The sequence below is a fragment of the Bacillus sp. 5mfcol3.1 genome (assembly GCF_900114335.1).
In the GTDB taxonomy this organism is placed as follows: domain Bacteria; phylum Bacillota; class Bacilli; order Bacillales; family Bacillaceae_G; genus Bacillus_A; species Bacillus_A thuringiensis_S.
Genome location: NZ_FOST01000005.1, coordinates 1 through 18319, shown reverse-complemented (window position 1 = coordinate 18319; position 18319 = coordinate 1). Strand labels below are relative to the sequence as shown.

Below are 18319 nucleotides of genomic sequence, written 5' to 3'. Positions count from 1 at the left end.
ATTACATATCCCAAAAATCACACGGGATACTAATAAGAGAAGTAGTATTTACTATTTCAATTTTCATAAAAAGGAGTGTTTTTCTAATGAAGCAAAACATCGGGACAATAAACGCTCTAATTCGAATTACACTTGGGCTTGTCCTCTTCGGATGTAGTGCAACTAAACTTGTACGCAAGCCGTGGTGCACTTGGTCTAACATTTTTCTATGGATTGGTGCAATGAAAGTTGCAGAGGGAATTGTTCGCTTCTGCCCTATTGTTGAAGCGTGGAAATTTGGAAAATACATGAATATGGGAGCATTTAAAATGCCTGGCATGAATTTTACTGAAAAAGGACATGCTAAAGAAGAAGTGAATCAAACTTCCGCTCATGACAAGCCAAAGTCAAAGGGAAGTTATGACGCTTCTGACAAAGAGATTGAGTCAGCGATTGAAGAAATAATCCTGGCAAAACCGCTTTGAATCATTTGTCACGATGCAAGATGCTCTCAAAGGGACTTAGCTGCTGCAGTGGGCGGTTAAGTCTTCTTTATTTTACCATAAAACAGAACGTATATTCTTATTTCTAACTTTAAAATGTACATAAAAGATATCAATCAATAAATTTCAGAAAATTAGGTGCATACCCCTTGCTTAAAATGATATAAAAGTGATATCATTTTTATATCAGGAGGCGATCATATGAAAGAAAAACAAGTATTTTATGTAAATGGTTTTCTCGGTATTATTGGAATTTTGATTTTAGCTGCTATCGGTATATTTTTCCTTGCACAAGAAATTTTCGTAGGAGCAGCACTAACTATTATATTAGCCGCAATTCTCGCTACAGGTATCGGTATTGTTCAACCGAATCAAGCGAAAGTTATTACGTTCTTTGGTAATTATTTAGGAACAATTCGTCAAAATGGTTTATTTTTAACAATTCCATTCGCATTCCGTCAAACTGTCTCATTACGTGTTGAAAACTTTAATAGTAAGAAATTAAAAGTAAACGATGTTGAGGGAAATCCGATTGAAATTGCAGCTGTTATTGTATATAAAGTAGTTGATTCTGCAAAAGCAATGTTCGGTGTTGAACATTACGATCGATTTGTAGAAATTCAAAGTGAAACAGCAATCCGCCACGTCGCAACAAAATATCCTTATGACAATTTCCAAGATGAAACTTGCATTACGTTACGCGGGAATACTGAAGAAATCTCTGAAGAATTAAAGCGTGAGTTAGAAGCGCGCCTTGAAATCGCAGGCGTAGAAGTATTAGAAACTCGTTTAACACATTTAGCTTATGCAACAGAAATTGCCCATGCGATGCTACAACGTCAACAAGCAAAAGCGGTATTAGCTGCTAGAAAAGAGATTGTTGAAGGTGCTGTGAAGATGGCGAAGGATTCAATCCATATGTTAGATGAGGAAGGCGTACTTGAATTAGATGACGAGCGTAAAGCGAATATGGTAAACAACCTATTAGTTGCCATCGTTTCAGATAAAGGTGCGCAACCAGTTATTAATACAGGAAGCCTATACTAAGGGCTATAAGTAATTATGGCTAAAAAGAAAAGCTTTCCATTACGTATTGATCCTGAATTACACGCAGTCATCGAAAAATGGGCAAATGATGAGTTTCGTAGCGTCAATGCACACATCGAGTATTTACTTCGAGAAATGGCAAAGCAAAAAGGAAAATTGAAGAAAGATAAAGATGCATGAACAAACAGCCCACTGAATTTTCAGCGGGCTGTTTTTATACAAAGCAAGTCATCAATAAACTTGCTTAACGCTGCTGTTCTCACACTATCTTTCCGATAAATAAAATAAGTCGGAATAAACCTGTTTTCATGTACTAACGGTGTATGAATAAGTTCTTTATGGCTATCAAATTGCTCTGCTACTTCACGTGGTAACATAGACACCCCAAGTCCAGCTTTTACGCATCCAATAATACCGTCTAAAGAATTTAATTCCATTATTTTTTTGGGAACAATCCCTTCAGATAGTAACCATTCTTCTAAAACTTTTCTATAAAAACAACCTGATTGAAAAACGATAAAAGACTGCGATTCCGAATATCCGTTATCCCACAAAACATTCCGCTTTGAAAGTAACATCATTTCCTCTTGGAATACTTCTATCTTTTCTAAAGCTGGATCAGCTATACAATCAGCTACAAATGCCCCCTCTATTTCATATAAGAGTACCTTCTTCGTTAATTCTTCCGTATTGTGCGTTTGCAACATAATTTCCACTTCTGGATAGCGCATATGATAATTAGCTAAAATCGTGGGCAATCTAACAGCTGCTGCTGTTTCCATCGCTCCAATTTTCAATACTCCTCCAGGCTCCGCTGTATGTTTCACTTGCCTTTTTGATTCATTTAATAATTGAATCATTTTTTCAGCGTATGTTAACAACTTTTCTCCGGCTGGTGTTAATGTAACTCCATCTCGATGCCTATAAAATAATTGTGTTTCATATTCAGCTTCTAGCCGTTTTATTTTTGCTGTTATGTTTGATTGAACAAAATTCAACCGAATAGCTGCTCTTGAAATACTTTTCTCCTGCGCGACCATATAAAAAGCTACAAAATCTTGTAAGTTCATTCGTTCATATCCCTTCGTTCATATCATTAATTTTGATATTACATATAAAAAATCAGTATTTTACGCCCCATATATATTCCTCTATCATATATATTAGAAGATATTTCAAGAAGGGAGATTATATGAAAGAAACAAAAACATGGAAAATGATTATAGCTGGGATATGTTCTTTAATAGCTGTCATGGGTATTAGTCGGTTCGCCTACACACCGATTATTTCTTTTATGGAAAAGCAAGCCCATATAGAAGATGACCTCGCTGGATATTTAGCGTCCAGTAATTATCTTGGTTATTTACTTGGGGCATTCTTTATTGGATTCATTACGATAAAAAATCGTGAAAAAATATTACACCTCTGTTTATTCTTCAATGTTCTTTCAACTCTTTGTATGGGCTTAACCTCTTATATCTTTTTATGGTTTCCCCTTCGCTTTATCGGTGGTTTCACAAGTGCAATTGTATTTGTTCTTGCCTCTAGTATTGTTTTAGATTATTTATTTCAAAGTAATAAAGTCATGCTAGGTGGCATGATTTATAGCGGTGTTGGAATTGGCATTATTTTCTCTGGAAGTTTCGCACCTTTATTCAACTCAATTTGGAATTGGCAAGGTGCATGGATTGGGTTAGGACTTATTAGTTTTAGTTTAGCTATCCTTGTATGGAAATGGTTAAGAGAGGACAGTAGACGTACTATACAGCAACCAAAAAGTACTATACAAGCTACATCTCATAGAAAAAACTATTTATTTTGGCTTATTTTAGCTTACGGATTCGAAGGGTTTGGCTATATCATTACAGGGACCTTCCTTGTCACCATTGTAGAAAGAATTACACTATCACCCTTCTATGCATCTTGTAGCTGGATTATTGTCGGTATTGCTGTCATCCCATCTAGTTACATTTGGTCCACTGTTGCTCGGAAGTACGGACCAACACGAGCTCTTACATCCGCCTATATGTTACAAATTATAAGTTTACTTTCTCTACTCCTTATTCCAAACCTTTTTGGGGCATTTCTAAGTGCAGTCCTTCTAGGTGCTACATTCGTCGGAATTACAATTTTAACAACTACAGAAGCAAAACGAATAAGACCGAATGAAAGTAATAAAATCATTGGTTATACGACAGGTGTTTATGGGATCGGTCCAATCTTTACAGGTATTATTGCAGAGCAAATGCAAAGTTTTTCCCTCCCACTCCTTGTCGCTGCTCTTACGTTAATCATCTCAATACTGCTATTATTAATTGGAGAAATAAGATGTAAGCAGGTAGAGAAAAAGTGTATATAGATACAAATAGTTTATAATCTCTTGAAAAGATTCAACGTACTATACTCTATTTCCTATAAAAAAAGAAGCTAACATATGTTAGCTTCGCGTAATCTCATGCCCAATCGCACGATATCCTATATCACTACGATAAAATAAGCCATCGCTTTCAATCTTTGCGATTTCTTTATACACTCTATCTTTCGCTTCTTGTAAGTCTTTCGCTTTATAAGCAATAAATAGTACACGGCCACCATTTGTTACAAAATCCCCATGTTTCATCGCTGTACCTGAATGAAAGACAATAGCATCTTCTAAACGATCTAATCCTGTAATAATTTCACCTTTTTTATACGCTTCTGGATATCCTTTTGAAGCAAGTACAACACCAATTACTGCTTCCTCTGACCACTCTAACACTAACTCACTTTCATCTAATACAGCGTTACATACATCAACTAAATCATTTTCTAAGCGAGGTAATACAACTTCTGTTTCAGGATCACCAAAGCGTGCATTAAATTCAATTACCTTTGGACCATCATTTGTTAAAATAAGCCCTGCATATAAAATCCCTGTAAACGATCGATTTTCTTGGAGCATCGCTTGAGCAGTTGGATGTAATACGGTTTGAATCGCTTCTTGGACTGCTGATTCTGGAATTTGTGGTACTGGAGAATATGCACCCATTCCGCCTGTATTTGGGCCTTTATCAGCATCAAAAGCTCGTTTATGGTCCTGAGCGATTACCATCGGATGTACAGTTGTTCCATTTACAAATGCCATTAATGAAAATTCTTGTCCATCTAAAAACTCTTCAATAACAACCTTCTTACTTGCCGCGCCGAACTTCACATCTTGTAGCATTTCTTTCACAGCTTGTAATGCCTCTTCAAGCGTCATTGCTACCGTTACCCCTTTACCAGCAGCTAATCCGTCAGCTTTAATAACGATTGGTGCACCAACTTTTTGAATGTACTGTACTGCTTCTTCATAATCGGTAAAAGTTTCGTACGCCCCAGTTGGAATATCATACTTTTTCATAAGCTCTTTTGTAAAAGCTTTACTACCTTCAATAACAGCAGCCGCTTTATTCGGACCAAATACGCGAAGTCCCTCTTCTTTAAAACGATCAACAATTCCATTCATAAGTGGAATTTCTGGTCCAACGAAAGTTAATTCCACATTATTCTCTTTGGCAAATAAAACTAATGCATCAAAATCATTTTCATCAATATCAACTGGTATTGCAACATCTCGCATACCTTCATTACCTGGTGCTACATATACCTTTTTCACTTTTGCAGATTGTGCAAACTTCCAAGCTAAAGCATGCTCACGCCCACCGCGGCCAATTACTAAAACATTCATATTTCATCCCCCAATAATTAAATAAGTACAAACTAGAAGCTATGCTCCTAGTTTGCTTTTTCATATCAATAAAAGGTTATCTTGACCGGACTTTTTAAACATCCATCTCAATAAAGGTTTAAAAAGGAGGATCAAGAGCACCGAGCAGGTCTAGGCGCATTTGCCAGGAGGACACGGAGTGTAGCTTTCCTACATAAGTACCGCACTGGCGATGCAACGACGACATGCGAAGGTTATCTTGACCGGACTTTTTAAACATCCATCTCAATAAAGGTTTAAAAAGGAGGATCAAGAGCACCGAGCAGATCTAGGCGCATTTGCCAGGAGGACACGGAGTGTAGCTTTCCTACATTAGTACCGCACTGGCGATGCAACGACGACATGCGAAGGTTATCTTGACCGGACTTTTTAAACATCCTCTATTAGTGTTTGAAATGACGTACGCCAGTGAACACCATAGCAATCCCATACGTATCTGCCACTTTAATAGAATCTTCATCACGGATCGATCCGCCTGGTTGAATGATTGCTGTAATTCCCGCTTTTGCTGCTTCTTCTAATGTATCTGGCATTGGGAAGAAAGCATCAGATGCAAGCGCGCTACCTTGTGCTTTTTCACCAGCTTGTGTAATCGCGATTTTTGCAGAGCCTACACGGTTCATCTGTCCCGCACCGACACCAATTGTCATGTCATCTTTCGCTAAAACAATTGCATTTGATTTCACATGTTTTACAACTTTCCAAGCTAGTTTTAAATCTTTCCATTCTTGCTCTGAAGGTTCACGTTTCGTTGGAATTGAAATTGTACTTTCATCTAATGATAACGTATCTTCCTCTTGAACGAGAAGTCCACCTTGTACAGAAGTTAGTTTTTTGCTTGCACTTGTCGCTTTTTCAATATTTATAGTTAATAAACGTAAGTTCTTCTTACTTTGCAGCACTTCTAAAGCTTCTTGCGAGAACGAAGGTGCGATAACAATTTCTAAGAAAATTTCATGTAACTTTTCTGCTGTAGCTTTATCAATTTCACGATTTGCTGCAATAATACCGCCGAAGATTGATACTGGATCTGCTTCATAAGCACGAGTATATGCTTCGTGAATATTAGTTCCTACTCCAACACCACATGGATTCATATGTTTTACTGCTACTACTGCTGGTTCTGTAAATTCTTTTACGATGCTAAGCGCTGCGTCTGCATCATTAATATTGTTATACGATAATTCTTTACCGTGTAATTGTTCTGCGTATGCAACAGAAGAAGTTGCTGCGAATGGCGCTTTATAGAAAGTTGCTTTTTGATGTGGGTTCTCGCCATAACGTAAGTCTTGCTTTTTCTCAAATGTCACAGTTAATGTTTCTGGACTTTCTTCACCCATTTGCTCTGTTAAGTAGTTAGAAATTAACGCATCATACGCTGCTGTATGACGGAATACTTTCGCTGCTAGTTTACGTTTCGTTTCCTCTGCTACTTCACCGTTCTCTTTCAGTTCTGCTAACACAATATCATAATCTACTGGATCTACAATTACAGATACGAATTTATGATTTTTCGCAGCAGAGCGAATCATTGTCGGGCCACCGATATCAATATTTTCAATTGCATCAGCAAATGTTACATCAGGCTTAGCGATTGTTTCTTTAAATGGGTATAAGTTAACAACAACAAAATCAATTGCTTGAATACCTAATTCATTCATTTGCGCTACATGTGTTTCATTATCACGAACTGCTAATAGACCACCATGAATATTTGGATGTAAAGTTTTCACACGACCATCCATAATTTCAGGGAAACCAGTTACTTCAGAAATACCAATTACTTGTAAGCCGTTTTCTTCTAGTAACTTTTTCGTACCACCTGTTGAAATAACTTCAATCCCTTGCTCTAGTAACCCTTTAACAAATTCTACTACTCCTGTTTTATCTGAAACACTTACTAATGCACGCTTTTTCATTTATCCTTCACCCCTGGTTGTATGTTAGTTAACAGTTGTTTCTTTCACAGACTGAACAATTTGATTCACTGTATTTACGTATAATTTATGTTCAACTTGCTGAATTTTCTTTTGTAAGCTTTCTCTCGTATCCCCTTCAGAAACAACCACTGCTTCTTGCGCAATAATTGGCCCTGTATCCATACCTGCATCTACATAATGAATTGTTACTCCAGTTACTTTCACACCTGCTTCTAACGCTTGACCGACAGCATCTTTACCCGGAAAGCTCGGTAGTAATGATGGATGAATATTAATAATCTTTCCGCCGTATGCTTCTAGTAACGTCGGCCCGATTAAACGCATATATCCAGCTAAAATAATATAATCAATTTCATATTCTTCTAGCTTCTTTAATATCTCTTTTTCAAACGCTTCTTTGGACTCATATGCTTTCGCTGAAAAAGCGAAACACGGAATATGATGATAATGCGCTCGCCCAACAGCACGTGCTTCTGGTTTATCACATACTAATAAACTAATTTCTGCATCCAATCTTTTTTCTTCTACCGCATTAACGAGAGATTGAAAGTTAGATCCACTTCCAGAAGCAAAAACTGCTAATCTACTCATAGTGCTTTGCCCCCATTAAAAGTAACGCCAGCTCCTTGTACAGTACGTCCAATAATACGAGCCGTTTCTCCTTGCTCTTCAAGAAGACGAACAACTTCTTTTGCATCTTCTTCCTTCACTGCTACTACCATACCAATACCCATGTTAAAAATATTGAACATTTCTTTCTCTTCCAGTTTCCCAACTTCTTGAAGTAAATGGAAGATAGGCTGAATTTTCCAAGATCCTAGTTCAATCTCAGCACCAATTCCTTCTGGCAACATACGTGGGATATTTTCAATAAATCCGCCCCCTGTAATATGCGCCATACCGTATACTTCATGCTTCTTCAATAGTTCTAAAATAGGTTTGACATAAATTTTCGTTGGTTTTAATAATTCTTCACCAAGAGGTAGTTCTAAGCGTCCATAAATACGCTCTAAAGATAGTTCTCCATCTTCTAGTAACACTTTTCGTACTAAAGAGTAACCATTGCTATGAATACCGCTAGATGCTAAGCCAATTAGCACGTGACCAGCTTCAATCTTTTCACCTGTTACAATTTTCTTTTTATCAACAATCCCAACTGTAAAACCAGCTAAATCATATTCTTCCGTAGAATACATTCCTGGCATTTCAGCTGTTTCTCCACCGATTAATGCACAACCAGCTTGGCGACAGCCCTCTGATATACCTTTGACGATGTTTTCAATTTTACTAGGTTCAGCTTTACCACAAGCAATATAATCAAGGAAGAAAAGCGGCTCTGCTCCTTGGACAACAATATCATTTACACACATTGCTACTGCATCAATACCAATTGTGTCATGTTTATCTGCCATAAAAGCGAGCATCAATTTTGTTCCCACGCCATCTGTTCCAGATACTAATACAGGTTCTTCTAATGCAAATTTTGATAGATCAAACATACCTCCAAAACCGCCTAAACCGCCTAGTACTTCTTTTCTCATAGTTGTTTGTACGTGTTTTTTCATGCGAGATACCGCTTCATATCCAGCTTCAATATCTACTCCTGCTTGCTTATATGCATTCGCCATCGTTATTTACACCTCGTCTTTTAATTTCTCCCCATCCAGGGCGGGCCGTTTTAAGAAAAAAGCTAGCTTCTACAGCAAAAGAAGTAGAAGCTTTTTTCACTTTTCTTATTTCATACTTTCTAAAAGCTCTTGCTCATAATCATAAAGAGCTGTTGGATAGTCCCCATTAAAGTAAGCCATGCATAGGCCGCCATATTTCCCTTCATATGGACGTCCAATTGCATCTACTAATCCATCTTCGCTTAAAAATGTTAAAGAATCTGCTCCGATCATTTCGCGGATTTCTTCTACTGTATTATTTGCTGCAATTAATTCTTTTCTCGTTTGAATATCAATGCCATAGAAACATGGATATTTCAGAGGTGGTGAAGCAATTCTTACATGAACTTCTGTCGCTCCAGCCTCACGAAGCATACGAACAATTCGTTTACTTGTCGTTCCTCTTACGATAGAGTCATCAATCATAACAACTCGTTTCCCCTCAACCACACCTCTTACTGCGGAAAGCTTCATCTTAACCCCTTGCTCACGCAGTTCTTGAGAAGGCTGGATAAAAGTACGTCCAACGTAACGATTTTTAATTAATCCTAATTCATACGGAATGCCTGTTGCCTCCGCATAGCCAATCGCAGCTGAAATACTAGAGTCTGGTACACCAGTAACAACATCCGCTTCAATAGGAGCTTCCGCTGCTAAACGTTTTCCCATATTTTTACGCGCTGCATGAACGTTAACACCAGCAATATTAGAATCTGGTCGTGCAAAGTAAATATATTCCATACTACAAATCGCATGTTCTACATCGTTTGTGAAACGATCTACGTGAATTCCTTCATCATTAATGATAAGTAATTCACCAGGTTCTACATCGCGAATGTATGTTGCACCTACTACATCAAAAGCACATGTTTCAGATGCTACAACGTAAGCATCCCCCATCTTTCCAATTGAAAGCGGACGGAATCCATTTGGATCTAACGCAACGATCATTTCATTTCCAGTTAGTAAAAGATACGCAAACGCACCTTTCACTTTATTTAGAGCCTCTTTTACACTTTCAATTAAAGAGTCTTTCGTACTACGTTTAATAAGATGTAAAAGTACCTCTGTATCTGAACTAGTTTGAAAAATACTTCCCTCTGCTTCTAATTCACGACGAAGCATTTTTGCGTTAATTAAATTTCCGTTATGAGCTAACGCCATACTATGATCGGAAAAACGGAACAACAATGGTTGAACGTTAGCAACTTCACTTCCACCAGCTGTTGCATATCGTACATGTCCGATTGCTGATTTTCCATTTAATCCTTCTAACTCACCTCTTGAAAACACTTCTGATATTAAACCTAATCCCTTGTGACCGACGATTTTTTCCCCATTATTTACGACAATGCCTGCGCCTTCTTGCCCACGGTGCTGTAAACTGTGCAATCCGTAGTATGAAACTTGTGCTGCATTTTCATGCCCCCAAATTCCGAAAACGCCACATTCTTCGTTTAACCCCTTTATTTCAGCAAGCATGGGATTGCCCCTTTCCAAGCCTTTCTTATTTCATCTACATTTGCTGTAAGTAATACTTCATTTTCTTCATTATGAATTGTTACTTCATTTGTACTTGTTACTTCGCCAACTTGGATTGCTTCTACCGCTTTCTCAAACGCCTCTTTATTTTCACGTTTTACAGTTATCACGAAGCGAGACTGTGATTCAGCGAATAATGCTGCTGTTGCTTCTCCATCTAATTTCACAGTAGCACCTAAGCCGTTAGCACCAATTGCACTTTCTGAAATTGCAACTGCTAAACCACCCTCAGCAACATCATGTGCAGATTGAACAAGACCAGCTTGAATTGCTTCTAATACTTGTTTTTGGCGTTTTAATTCTACATCTAGATCGATACTTGGTGATTGACCGAAAATTTTTCCGTGAATCATTTTCTGTAATTCACTTCCGCCAAACTCAGCTTTCGTCTCACCGATTATATAAACTAAATCACCAGCTTGCTTAAACTCTTGTGTTGTTACATGTTTTAAGTCATGTACAAGTCCGACCATCCCAACAGTTGGTGTTGGATATACAGCTTCGCCACTACGTTCGTTATACATCGATACGTTTCCGCCGATAACTGGTGTTTGTAATGTGCGACAAGCTTCACTCATACCGTCTACTGATTTCTCAATTTGCCAGAAGATTTCTGGTTTTTCTGGGTTACCGAAGTTTAAGCAATCTGTAATTGCAAGTGGCTCACCGCCAGAGCATACGATATTACGCGCTGCCTCTGCTACCGCAATTTTACCGCCCACTTCTGGATCTAAATAAATGTAGCGAGAGTTACAATCTGTCGTCATTGCTAATCCTTTTTCTGTACCACGTACACGTACAACTGCTGCATCTGAACCTGGTGTAACAACTGTGCTTGTGCGAACTTGATAATCATATTGATCATAAACCCACTCTTTACTTGCAATCGTCGGTTGTTGTAATAGAGCGAATAACGTTTCTTTATAATTTTCTACTTTTGGTGTTTCCATTTTCATTGCCTGGAATTCAGCAAAGTATGCTGCTTCTTTTGATGGTTTATGATAAATTGGTGCTTCTTCTGCAAGAGCATCTGCTGGTACTTCAGCTACCTTTTCACCTTTATGGAATAAACGAAGCATTTTGTCTTCCGTTACTTTCCCCATCGTAACGGCTGCAAGACCATACTTCTCAAATAAATCTACTATTTCTTGCTCTCTACCTTTTTTCACAACGATTAGCATACGTTCTTGTGATTCAGATAGCATCATTTCATATGGTGTCATTCCTGTTTCACGCTGTGGTACATCATCTAAGTACATTTCAATACCCATTCCTGCTTTACTTGCCATTTCTGCAGAAGATGATGTTAAACCAGCTGCACCCATATCTTGAATTCCAACAAGTGCATCTGATTGGATTAGCTCTAAGCAAGCTTCAATAAGAAGTTTCTCCATAAATGGATCTCCTACTTGAACTGCTGGACGCTTCGCCTCTGAGCTTTCAGATAACTCTTCAGATGCGAATGTTGCACCGTGAATACCGTCACGACCAGTTGATGCTCCTACGTACATTACCGTATTTCCAGCACCGTGCGCTTGCCCTTTTTTAATATCTTCATGATTAATTAAGCCTACGCACATTGCATTTACAAGTGGATTTCCTTCATAACATGGATCAAACTGTACTTCGCCGCCAACAGTTGGAATACCGATACAGTTACCGTACCCTGCAATCCCTGCTACTACTTCTTCGAATAAATATTTCACACGTGGTGATTGTAATTCCCCAAATCGAAGTGAGTTTAATAGAGCTACTGGGCGTGCTCCCATAGAGAATACGTCACGGATAATACCACCAACGCCTGTTGCTGCTCCTTGATATGGTTCAATAGCAGAAGGATGGTTATGACTTTCCATTTTAAATACAACCGCTTGATTATCACCGATGTCTACAATTCCAGCACCTTCCCCAGGTCCTTGCAAGACGCGCTCACCTGTTGTTGGGAATTTTCGAAGCACTGGTTTTGAATTTTTATAACTGCAATGTTCAGACCACATAACAGAGAATAACCCTGTTTCTGTATAATTTGGCAGACGGCCTAAAATCTTTTCAACCATGGCAAACTCTTCGTCTGTTAGCCCCATTTCCGCATATATGCGCTCTTCTTTAATTTGTGTTGGATTTGGTTCAAGCATTAACGACATATGTTTCCCTCCACTGTTTTAAGATAGATTGAAAGACTTTTAGCCCTTCGGCACCGCCAAGTAATTCATCTACAGCACGCTCTGGATGTGGCATCATACCAAGTACATTTCCTTTTTCGTTTACAATACCAGCAATATCTGAAACGCTTCCATTCGGGTTTTCTACGTAACGGAATGCGATTTGATTATTCTCTTCTAATCTTTTAAGCGTTTCTTCATCACAATAGTAATTCCCCTCACCATGTGCAATTGGAATATTAATTACTTCATCTTTTTCATATTGTGATGTAAACATCGTTTCATTATTTTCAACACGTAACTGAACTGTTCGGCACATAAATTTTAAGTTTTCGTTTCTCATTAACGCTCCTGGTAGTAATCCTGATTCAACAAGAATCTGGAATCCATTACATACACCTAAAATCGGCTTTCCTTGCTCAGCAGCTTTTTGTACTGCTTTCATTGCATTAGCAAAGCGAGAAATAGCACCGCAGCGTAAGTAGTCACCGTAAGAGAATCCACCTGGTAGTAAAATTGCATCATATTCATCTAAATTCTCTGTATCGTGCCAAACGTAATCTACTTCTTCGCCAAGCTCATCTTTAATTGCATGGAACATATCGACATCACAGTTCGAACCTGGAAATACTATTACGGCAAATTTCACTGTGCGACAACCTCCTCAACTTCATAACGGAAGTCTTCCATTACAACGTTCGCTAATAGTTTTTCACACATTTCTTTTACCTTGCTATCTAAGTCAGATACAGATTTATCAATTGTTAGTTCCATGTACTTTCCGATTCGAACGTCTTGTACTTCTGTGAATGAAAGACTATGAAGAGCTCCTTTTACCGCTGTTCCTTGTGGATCTAATACGCTTTCTCTTAATGTTACATATACCTTAACTTTATACATGTGAAATTCCCCCTAAACGTTTTAAAATCTCTTCATAAGCATCTGTTAAATTTCCAAGATCGCGACGGAATACGTCTTTATCAAACTTCTCATTGCTCGTTTCATCCCATAAACGGCAAGTATCTGGTGAAATTTCATCCGCTAATATGATTTCTCCCTCTTCCGTTACACCAAACTCTAATTTGAAATCTACTAATCTTACACGACAGCTTGCGAAATGATCAATCAACACTTGATTGATTTGTAGAGCCATATCTCGTAATACGCTTACTTGCTCTGGCGATGCAACGTTTAATACACGAATATGATCTTCCGTTACAAGCGGATCTCCTAAATTATCATCTTTGAAGTAAAATTCTACGATTGGTTCTGCAAGTACAGTTCCCTCTTCCATTCCTAATCGTTTTGAAAGACTTCCTGCAATTACATTTCTTGTGACAACTTCTAAAGGAATAATACTCACTTTTTTAACAAGTTGTTCTGTTTCAGATAACTTCTCAACAAAATGTGTTTTAATTCCTACTTCTTGTAACTTTCTGAACAATAAAGTTGTAATTTCATTGTTCAAACGACCTTTTCCTGTAATCGTCTCTTTTTTCTCCCCATTGAAAGCAGTCGCACTATCTTTGTACTCTACCCAAACCATATCTGCTGATTCTGTACGATAAATTCTTTTTGCCTTACCTTCATACAGCAATTCTAGCTTTTGCATTTCGCAAGCCCCCTGTAGTTTGAAAAATGTGAATAATATTTTTATAAAGAATGGCACAGAATGACTCTATTCTGTGCCATATGAAATTTTACGCTTCGTTTAATCCAAGGCGTTCAAAGATTGTATCAACGTGTTGCATATGATGCTCATAGTTGAAGCATTCATTAATTTCTTCTTGTGTTAACTTGCTTGTAATGCGCTCATCAGCTTCTACAAGCTCTTTAAATTGTACTTGTGTTTCCCAAGCTTCCATCGCTTTAGGCTGTACGATATCATAAGCTTCTTCACGTACCATACCTTTGTCGATTAGTGTAAGCATTACGCGCTGAGAATAAATTAAGCCGTATGTTCTTGTCATATTGCGTTTCATATTCTCTGGGTATACAGTTAAGTTTTTAACGATATTACCAAAGCGATTTAACATGTAATTTAATGCGATTGTAGCATCTGGTAAAATTACGCGTTCTGCTGAAGAGTGAGAAATGTCACGCTCATGCCACAATGGAACATTCTCATAAGCTGTCATCATATAACCGCGGATAACACGAGCTAAACCAGTCATATTTTCAGATCCAATTGGATTACGCTTATGTGGCATTGCAGAAGAACCTTTTTGGCCTTTTGCGAAAGCTTCTTCAACTTCACGTGTTTCACTCTTTTGTAAGCCACGAATCTCAACTGCCATCTTTTCGATAGATGTTGCGATTAATGCAAGTGTTGACATGTAGTGTGCGTGACGATCACGTTGCAATGTTTGTGTTGAAATTGGTGCTGCTTCTAATCCTAGATTTTCACAAACATATTTTTCTACGAATGGATCGATATTTGCATATGTACCAACCGCACCAGATAGTTTACCAACACGAACTGTATCAGCAGCTTGTTTGAAACGCTCTACGTTACGTTTCATCTCTTCATACCAAAGACCAAGTTTTAAACCGAATGTTGTTGGTTCTGCATGAACACCGTGTGTTCTTCCCATCATGATTGTGTATTTATGCTCTTTCGCTTTGTTAGCTAAAATGCTTACAAAGTTCTCTAAGTCTTTTAATATAATTTCATTCGCTTGTTTTAAGATGTAAGATAATGCTGTATCTACTACATCTGTAGATGTTAAACCGTAATGAACCCATTTACGTTCTTCACCTAGTGCTGGCGTTTCTGATACAGCACGAGTGAATGCAACTACATCATGACGTGTTTCTTTTTCAATTTCATAAATACGATCAATATCAAATGATGCATGTTCACGAATTTTTTTAACATCTTCTTTTGGAATATCGCCAAGCTCAGCCCATGCTTCACAAGCTAAAATCTCAACTTCTAACCACGCTTTAAATTTGTTCTCTTCCGTCCAAATCGCACCCATTTCAGGGCGTGTATAACGACTAATCATCTTTTTCCCTCCAACAGTTGTTCTTGATGGTCCCAAATATGCAAACTCTTCGCTTTTTCTAGAGCGACTTCAATATTATCATTTAAAATATTAACATGCCCCATTTTTCGCTGTGCTTTTGCTTCTTCTTTTCCATACAAGTGTAAATAGCACCCGGTTAATCTATTCACTTGTCTTAGGACCCCTTCTATATGTTCGCCTAAAATGTTTACCATGACAACTGGTTTTAACAAATTTGTTTCTCCTAGAGGTAAATTACAGATTGCTCGAATATGTTGACCAAATTGGCTCGTTTCACATGCATCCTGTGTATAGTGTCCTGAATTGTGAGGTCTTGGTGCTAATTCATTAATGTAAATCTCACCATTAGCTGTAGCAAACATCTCTACAGCTAGTGTTCCCACAAGTTTTAATTCATCCGCAAGTACCTTTGCATAAGCAATTACTTTTTGAGAAAGCTCTTCTGTAATACGAGCTGGAACGATAGATTCATGCAAAATGTTATTTACATGAATATTTTCCGCTACCGGAAATACTTTCGTTTCACCACTTACACTACGAATCACAATAACGGATACTTCTTTTTCAAAAGGCACCCATTTCTCTAAAATACACTCTGCTTTATCCACAAGATCTCTTGCTGTCTCAACATCAGCCTCACTTCTTAAAACAACTTGCCCTTTCCCATCATATCCACCTGTCGTCGTTTTTAAGACGGAAGGGAATGATAACTCAGCAATTGCTTCTGTAAGCTGATCTTGATTTTGAACTAATCTATACGTTGCTACTGGTAACCCAGCCTTCTCAATTGCATTCTTTTCTGTAAAACGATTTTGCGTTTTATTTAACAACTGGCTACCTTGTGGCAAGTAAGCATGTTTTTCAAGCCATTGTAAACATCTATAATCAATATTCTCAAATTCATATGTGACAACATCACTTATCTCTGCTAAATGCTGAATTGCCTTTAAATCGTCATACGGTGCAACAATTTCAATATCAGCAACTTGTGCACATGGTGAATGCTTTGTAGGATCTAAAACAGCAATTTTATATCCCATCTCCTTGGCTGCCAATGCCATCATTCTTCCTAGCTGGCCGCCTCCAATAATGCCGATTGTTTTTCCAGGTAAAATGATTCTCGTCATACTAGCTCACTACCTTCACGCACATCTTTTTCAATCGCTTCTCGTCTCAATTCTAATGCATCACGTATATCATCATGGAATGATCCAAGTATTTGTGCAGCAAGTAATCCAGCATTCGTTGAACCGGCTTTACCAATTGCAACAGTTGCAACTGGAACACCTCCTGGCATTTGGACGATGGATAATAATGAATCTAAGCCGTTTAATGCTTTTGATTGAACTGGAACTCCAATTACAGGAAGATTTGTCTTCGCTGCAACCATTCCTGGTAAATGTGCTGCTCCACCAGCTCCAGCAATAATAACTTTCAATCCACGTTCACGAGCCGTCTCTGCATATTCAAACATATAATCCGGAGTCCGATGAGCGGATACAACTTTTTTCTCATACGGTATATTTAATTCATCTAAAATGTCACAAGCATATTTCATTGTTTCCCAGTCTGATGTACTTCCCATTATGACTCCAACTAGTGATTTCATATTAGAATCCCCCCGATTCAAATAAAAAAAGCCTGAAATAGAACAGTTTCTCTTTTACTATGAGAGAAAGCGCTCTACTCAGGCATACGTATCCCTTGTGAATAGAAAAATACCGAGTGACTTTCCCTCATAGTCTAACGAATAACGGTCGTTAGGTAGAGACTTGCAGGCCATATCCCCGCGATTATATGAGGTCTTATATTATTGTTTCTATGGCTATATTAACAATATTTCATAAACGATGTCAATAAATAATCGAATGTTTTTTTATTAGTAGTCAATAACGTTCGTGTTTTAGTTATATTCAAAACAAGAATTGCAACTATATGCAAGAAGAAAAGGGAATTAGAATATATATTTCTAGAGATCTATTTACTTATAATCGTTTATATAGTACTTCAGTATGTTTTAAATCACAATATGTACAATCTTGTATTCTACACATCAATAGAACTTTTATTATAACGATTTAATTTCTAAGGAGGATAAACATGAAAGAAAGAACTACGCTATTATCCTATTTATTTTTTCTATCGCAGTAATTGTTGTAATTATTGAATACTTATTTATAGCATCTCATTATTTAAAATATATACTTATGATAGAAATAATGTGTCCTATTTTAAGTATTACTTTAGCGGCATTAGGAAAATCAGGAACACAAAAAATCATTGCTATTATTTTAAACAGTCTCTATTTCATTCTTTTTTCGTCTTTAGCGTTTTTAAATTTATGGATTATAACATCCGGTAAATAAAAATAAACACAAAAAAACCTAAGTCGAAACGACTTAGGTTTTTGCTTGGCGACGTCCTACTCTCACAGGGACAAGGTCCCAACTACCATCGGCGCTAGAGAGCTTAACTTCCGTGTTCGGTATGGGAACGGGTGTGACCTCTCTGCCATCATCACCAAACTATGAAGGCATATTCCTTCAAAACTAGATAACATTGCTACATATTATATGGTTAAGTCCTCGATCTATTAGTATTCGTCAGCTCCACATGTCACCATGCTTCCACCTCGAACCTATCAACCTGATCATCTTTCAGGGATCTTACTAGCTTACGCTATGGGAAATCTCATCTTGAGG

General features: G+C 37.7%; 17 protein-coding genes, 2 rRNA genes, 1 pseudogene and 1 riboswitch. Of the genes and pseudogenes, 5 read left to right on the top strand and 15 right to left on the bottom strand.

Going from position 1 to position 18319, the window contains the following annotated elements; genetic code table 11:
• The first annotated feature begins 86 nt into the window (after nt 1-86).
• The 3 genes from BM089_RS22815 to BM089_RS22805 all read left to right on the top strand — a co-directional run bounded on the left by BM089_RS22815 (nt 87) and on the right by BM089_RS22805 (nt 1709).
• On the top strand, nt 87-464 hold the full coding sequence (locus tag BM089_RS22815; RefSeq protein WP_000812341.1) for a YgaP family membrane protein: 378 nt from the start codon (nt 87-89) through the stop codon (nt 462-464).
• Between the two features lie 219 nt (nt 465-683).
• The gene (locus BM089_RS22810) at nt 684-1529 is read left to right on the top strand and encodes an SPFH domain-containing protein (protein WP_053565395.1); all 846 of its coding nucleotides are present in this window, start codon (nt 684-686) and stop codon (nt 1527-1529) included.
• A 15-nt stretch (nt 1530-1544) separates the two neighbouring features.
• Nucleotides 1545-1709 (top strand): type II toxin-antitoxin system antitoxin, encoded by a 165-nt coding sequence (locus BM089_RS22805; RefSeq protein ID WP_001085171.1) that lies wholly within the window; start codon nt 1545-1547, stop codon nt 1707-1709.
• 20 nt (nt 1710-1729) lie between these two features.
• Here the strand turns inward: BM089_RS22805 and BM089_RS22800 are convergent, their stop codons facing one another.
• Nucleotides 1730-2599 (bottom strand): LysR family transcriptional regulator, encoded by an 870-nt coding sequence (locus BM089_RS22800; RefSeq protein WP_053565396.1) that lies wholly within the window; start codon nt 2597-2599, stop codon nt 1730-1732.
• 122 nt (nt 2600-2721) lie between these two features.
• Here BM089_RS22800 and BM089_RS22795 point away from each other — a divergent pair, with 122 nt between their 5' ends.
• A complete protein-coding gene (locus tag BM089_RS22795; protein WP_090978168.1) occupies nt 2722-3888 on the top strand; it encodes a YbfB/YjiJ family MFS transporter in 1167 nt (388 codons plus the stop codon).
• 78 nt (nt 3889-3966) lie between these two features.
• Here the strand turns inward: BM089_RS22795 and purD are convergent, their stop codons facing one another.
• The 12 genes from purD to purE form a co-directional block, all read right to left on the bottom strand.
• Complete coding sequence (gene purD / locus BM089_RS22790; protein ID WP_090978166.1) at nt 3967-5238, bottom strand: phosphoribosylamine--glycine ligase; 1272 nt, start codon at nt 5236-5238, stop codon at nt 3967-3969.
• Between the two features lie 422 nt (nt 5239-5660).
• Nucleotides 5661-7196, bottom strand: a complete 1536-nt coding sequence (gene purH, locus BM089_RS22785) for a bifunctional phosphoribosylaminoimidazolecarboxamide formyltransferase/IMP cyclohydrolase (RefSeq protein WP_000745406.1) — start codon at nt 7194-7196, stop codon at nt 5661-5663.
• 24 nt (nt 7197-7220) lie between these two features.
• Nucleotides 7221-7808 (bottom strand): phosphoribosylglycinamide formyltransferase, encoded by a 588-nt coding sequence (gene purN / locus BM089_RS22780; RefSeq protein WP_053565400.1) that lies wholly within the window; start codon nt 7806-7808, stop codon nt 7221-7223.
• Complete coding sequence (gene purM, locus BM089_RS22775) at nt 7805-8845, bottom strand: phosphoribosylformylglycinamidine cyclo-ligase (RefSeq protein ID WP_090978164.1); 1041 nt, start codon at nt 8843-8845, stop codon at nt 7805-7807. The genes purN and purM overlap by 4 nt, the downstream gene beginning before the upstream one ends.
• A gap of 105 nt (nt 8846-8950) precedes the next feature.
• Nucleotides 8951-10366 (bottom strand): amidophosphoribosyltransferase, encoded by a 1416-nt coding sequence (purF, locus tag BM089_RS22770; protein WP_000879026.1) that lies wholly within the window; start codon nt 10364-10366, stop codon nt 8951-8953.
• A complete protein-coding gene (gene purL, locus BM089_RS22765; RefSeq protein ID WP_090978162.1) occupies nt 10351-12570 on the bottom strand; it encodes a phosphoribosylformylglycinamidine synthase II in 2220 nt (739 codons plus the stop codon). The genes purF and purL overlap by 16 nt, the downstream gene beginning before the upstream one ends.
• The gene (gene purQ / locus BM089_RS22760; protein ID WP_048375606.1) at nt 12554-13237 is read right to left on the bottom strand and encodes a phosphoribosylformylglycinamidine synthase subunit PurQ; all 684 of its coding nucleotides are present in this window, start codon (nt 13235-13237) and stop codon (nt 12554-12556) included. The genes purL and purQ overlap by 17 nt, the downstream gene beginning before the upstream one ends.
• Nucleotides 13234-13488 (bottom strand): phosphoribosylformylglycinamidine synthase subunit PurS, encoded by a 255-nt coding sequence (gene purS, locus BM089_RS22755; protein ID WP_000278823.1) that lies wholly within the window; start codon nt 13486-13488, stop codon nt 13234-13236. Before purS ends, purQ begins: the two co-directional genes overlap by 4 nt.
• The gene (gene purC / locus BM089_RS22750; protein ID WP_001170549.1) at nt 13481-14200 is read right to left on the bottom strand and encodes a phosphoribosylaminoimidazolesuccinocarboxamide synthase; all 720 of its coding nucleotides are present in this window, start codon (nt 14198-14200) and stop codon (nt 13481-13483) included. The genes purS and purC overlap by 8 nt, the downstream gene beginning before the upstream one ends.
• 88 nt (nt 14201-14288) lie before the next feature.
• Nucleotides 14289-15596: an adenylosuccinate lyase gene (gene purB / locus BM089_RS22745; protein ID WP_000625682.1), complete on the bottom strand. Its 1308-nt coding sequence runs from the start codon at nt 15594-15596 to the stop codon at nt 14289-14291.
• Complete coding sequence (purK, locus tag BM089_RS22740; protein ID WP_090978160.1) at nt 15593-16744, bottom strand: 5-(carboxyamino)imidazole ribonucleotide synthase; 1152 nt, start codon at nt 16742-16744, stop codon at nt 15593-15595. The genes purB and purK overlap by 4 nt, the downstream gene beginning before the upstream one ends.
• Nucleotides 16741-17226: a 5-(carboxyamino)imidazole ribonucleotide mutase gene (gene purE, locus BM089_RS22735; RefSeq protein WP_000839370.1), complete on the bottom strand. Its 486-nt coding sequence runs from the start codon at nt 17224-17226 to the stop codon at nt 16741-16743. Before purE ends, purK begins: the two co-directional genes overlap by 4 nt.
• A 110-nt stretch (nt 17227-17336) precedes the next feature.
• A riboswitch (purine riboswitch) is annotated at nt 17337-17438 on the bottom strand.
• Nucleotides 17439-17717: 279 nt separating this feature from the next.
• On the opposite strand from purE, the pseudogene BM089_RS31930 reads away from it, so the two are divergent.
• A pseudogene (locus BM089_RS31930) lies at nt 17718-17983 on the top strand (hypothetical protein).
• A 43-nt stretch (nt 17984-18026) separates the two neighbouring features.
• Here the strand turns inward: BM089_RS31930 and rrf are convergent.
• Both rrf and BM089_RS22725 read right to left on the bottom strand, forming a co-directional pair.
• Nucleotides 18027-18142, bottom strand: a 5S ribosomal RNA gene (gene rrf, locus BM089_RS22730).
• 48 nt (nt 18143-18190) lie between these two features.
• Nucleotides 18191-18319: ribosomal RNA gene (locus BM089_RS22725) — 23S ribosomal RNA — on the bottom strand; the annotation flags it as partial.

Excerpts from the sequence above, each read along its gene's own strand:
- BM089_RS22815 (WP_000812341.1), top strand. The coding sequence starts at position 87 with ATGAAGCAAAACATCGGGACAATAAACGCTCTAATTCGAATTACACTT.
- purB (WP_000625682.1), bottom strand. The coding sequence starts at position 15,596 with ATGATTAGTCGTTATACACGCCCTGAAATGGGTGCGATTTGGACGGAA.
- purE (WP_000839370.1), bottom strand. The coding sequence starts at position 17,226 with ATGAAATCACTAGTTGGAGTCATAATGGGAAGTACATCAGACTGGGAA.
- purL (WP_090978162.1), bottom strand. The coding sequence starts at position 12,570 with ATGTCGTTAATGCTTGAACCAAATCCAACACAAATTAAAGAAGAGCGC.
- purN (WP_053565400.1), bottom strand. The coding sequence starts at position 7,808 with ATGAGTAGATTAGCAGTTTTTGCTTCTGGAAGTGGATCTAACTTTCAA.
- purD (WP_090978166.1), bottom strand. The coding sequence starts at position 5,238 with ATGAATGTTTTAGTAATTGGCCGCGGTGGGCGTGAGCATGCTTTAGCT.
- BM089_RS22800 (WP_053565396.1), bottom strand. The coding sequence starts at position 2,599 with ATGAACTTACAAGATTTTGTAGCTTTTTATATGGTCGCGCAGGAGAAA.
- BM089_RS22810 (WP_053565395.1), top strand. The coding sequence starts at position 684 with ATGAAAGAAAAACAAGTATTTTATGTAAATGGTTTTCTCGGTATTATT.
- purS (WP_000278823.1), bottom strand. The coding sequence starts at position 13,488 with ATGTATAAAGTTAAGGTATATGTAACATTAAGAGAAAGCGTATTAGAT.
- BM089_RS22805 (WP_001085171.1), top strand. The coding sequence starts at position 1,545 with ATGGCTAAAAAGAAAAGCTTTCCATTACGTATTGATCCTGAATTACAC.
- purH (WP_000745406.1), bottom strand. The coding sequence starts at position 7,196 with ATGAAAAAGCGTGCATTAGTAAGTGTTTCAGATAAAACAGGAGTAGTA.
- purM (WP_090978164.1), bottom strand. The coding sequence starts at position 8,845 with ATGGCGAATGCATATAAGCAAGCAGGAGTAGATATTGAAGCTGGATAT.
- purC (WP_001170549.1), bottom strand. The coding sequence starts at position 14,200 with ATGCAAAAGCTAGAATTGCTGTATGAAGGTAAGGCAAAAAGAATTTAT.
- purF (WP_000879026.1), bottom strand. The coding sequence starts at position 10,366 with ATGCTTGCTGAAATAAAGGGGTTAAACGAAGAATGTGGCGTTTTCGGA.
- BM089_RS22795 (WP_090978168.1), top strand. The coding sequence starts at position 2,722 with ATGAAAGAAACAAAAACATGGAAAATGATTATAGCTGGGATATGTTCT.
- purK (WP_090978160.1), bottom strand. The coding sequence starts at position 16,744 with ATGACGAGAATCATTTTACCTGGAAAAACAATCGGCATTATTGGAGGC.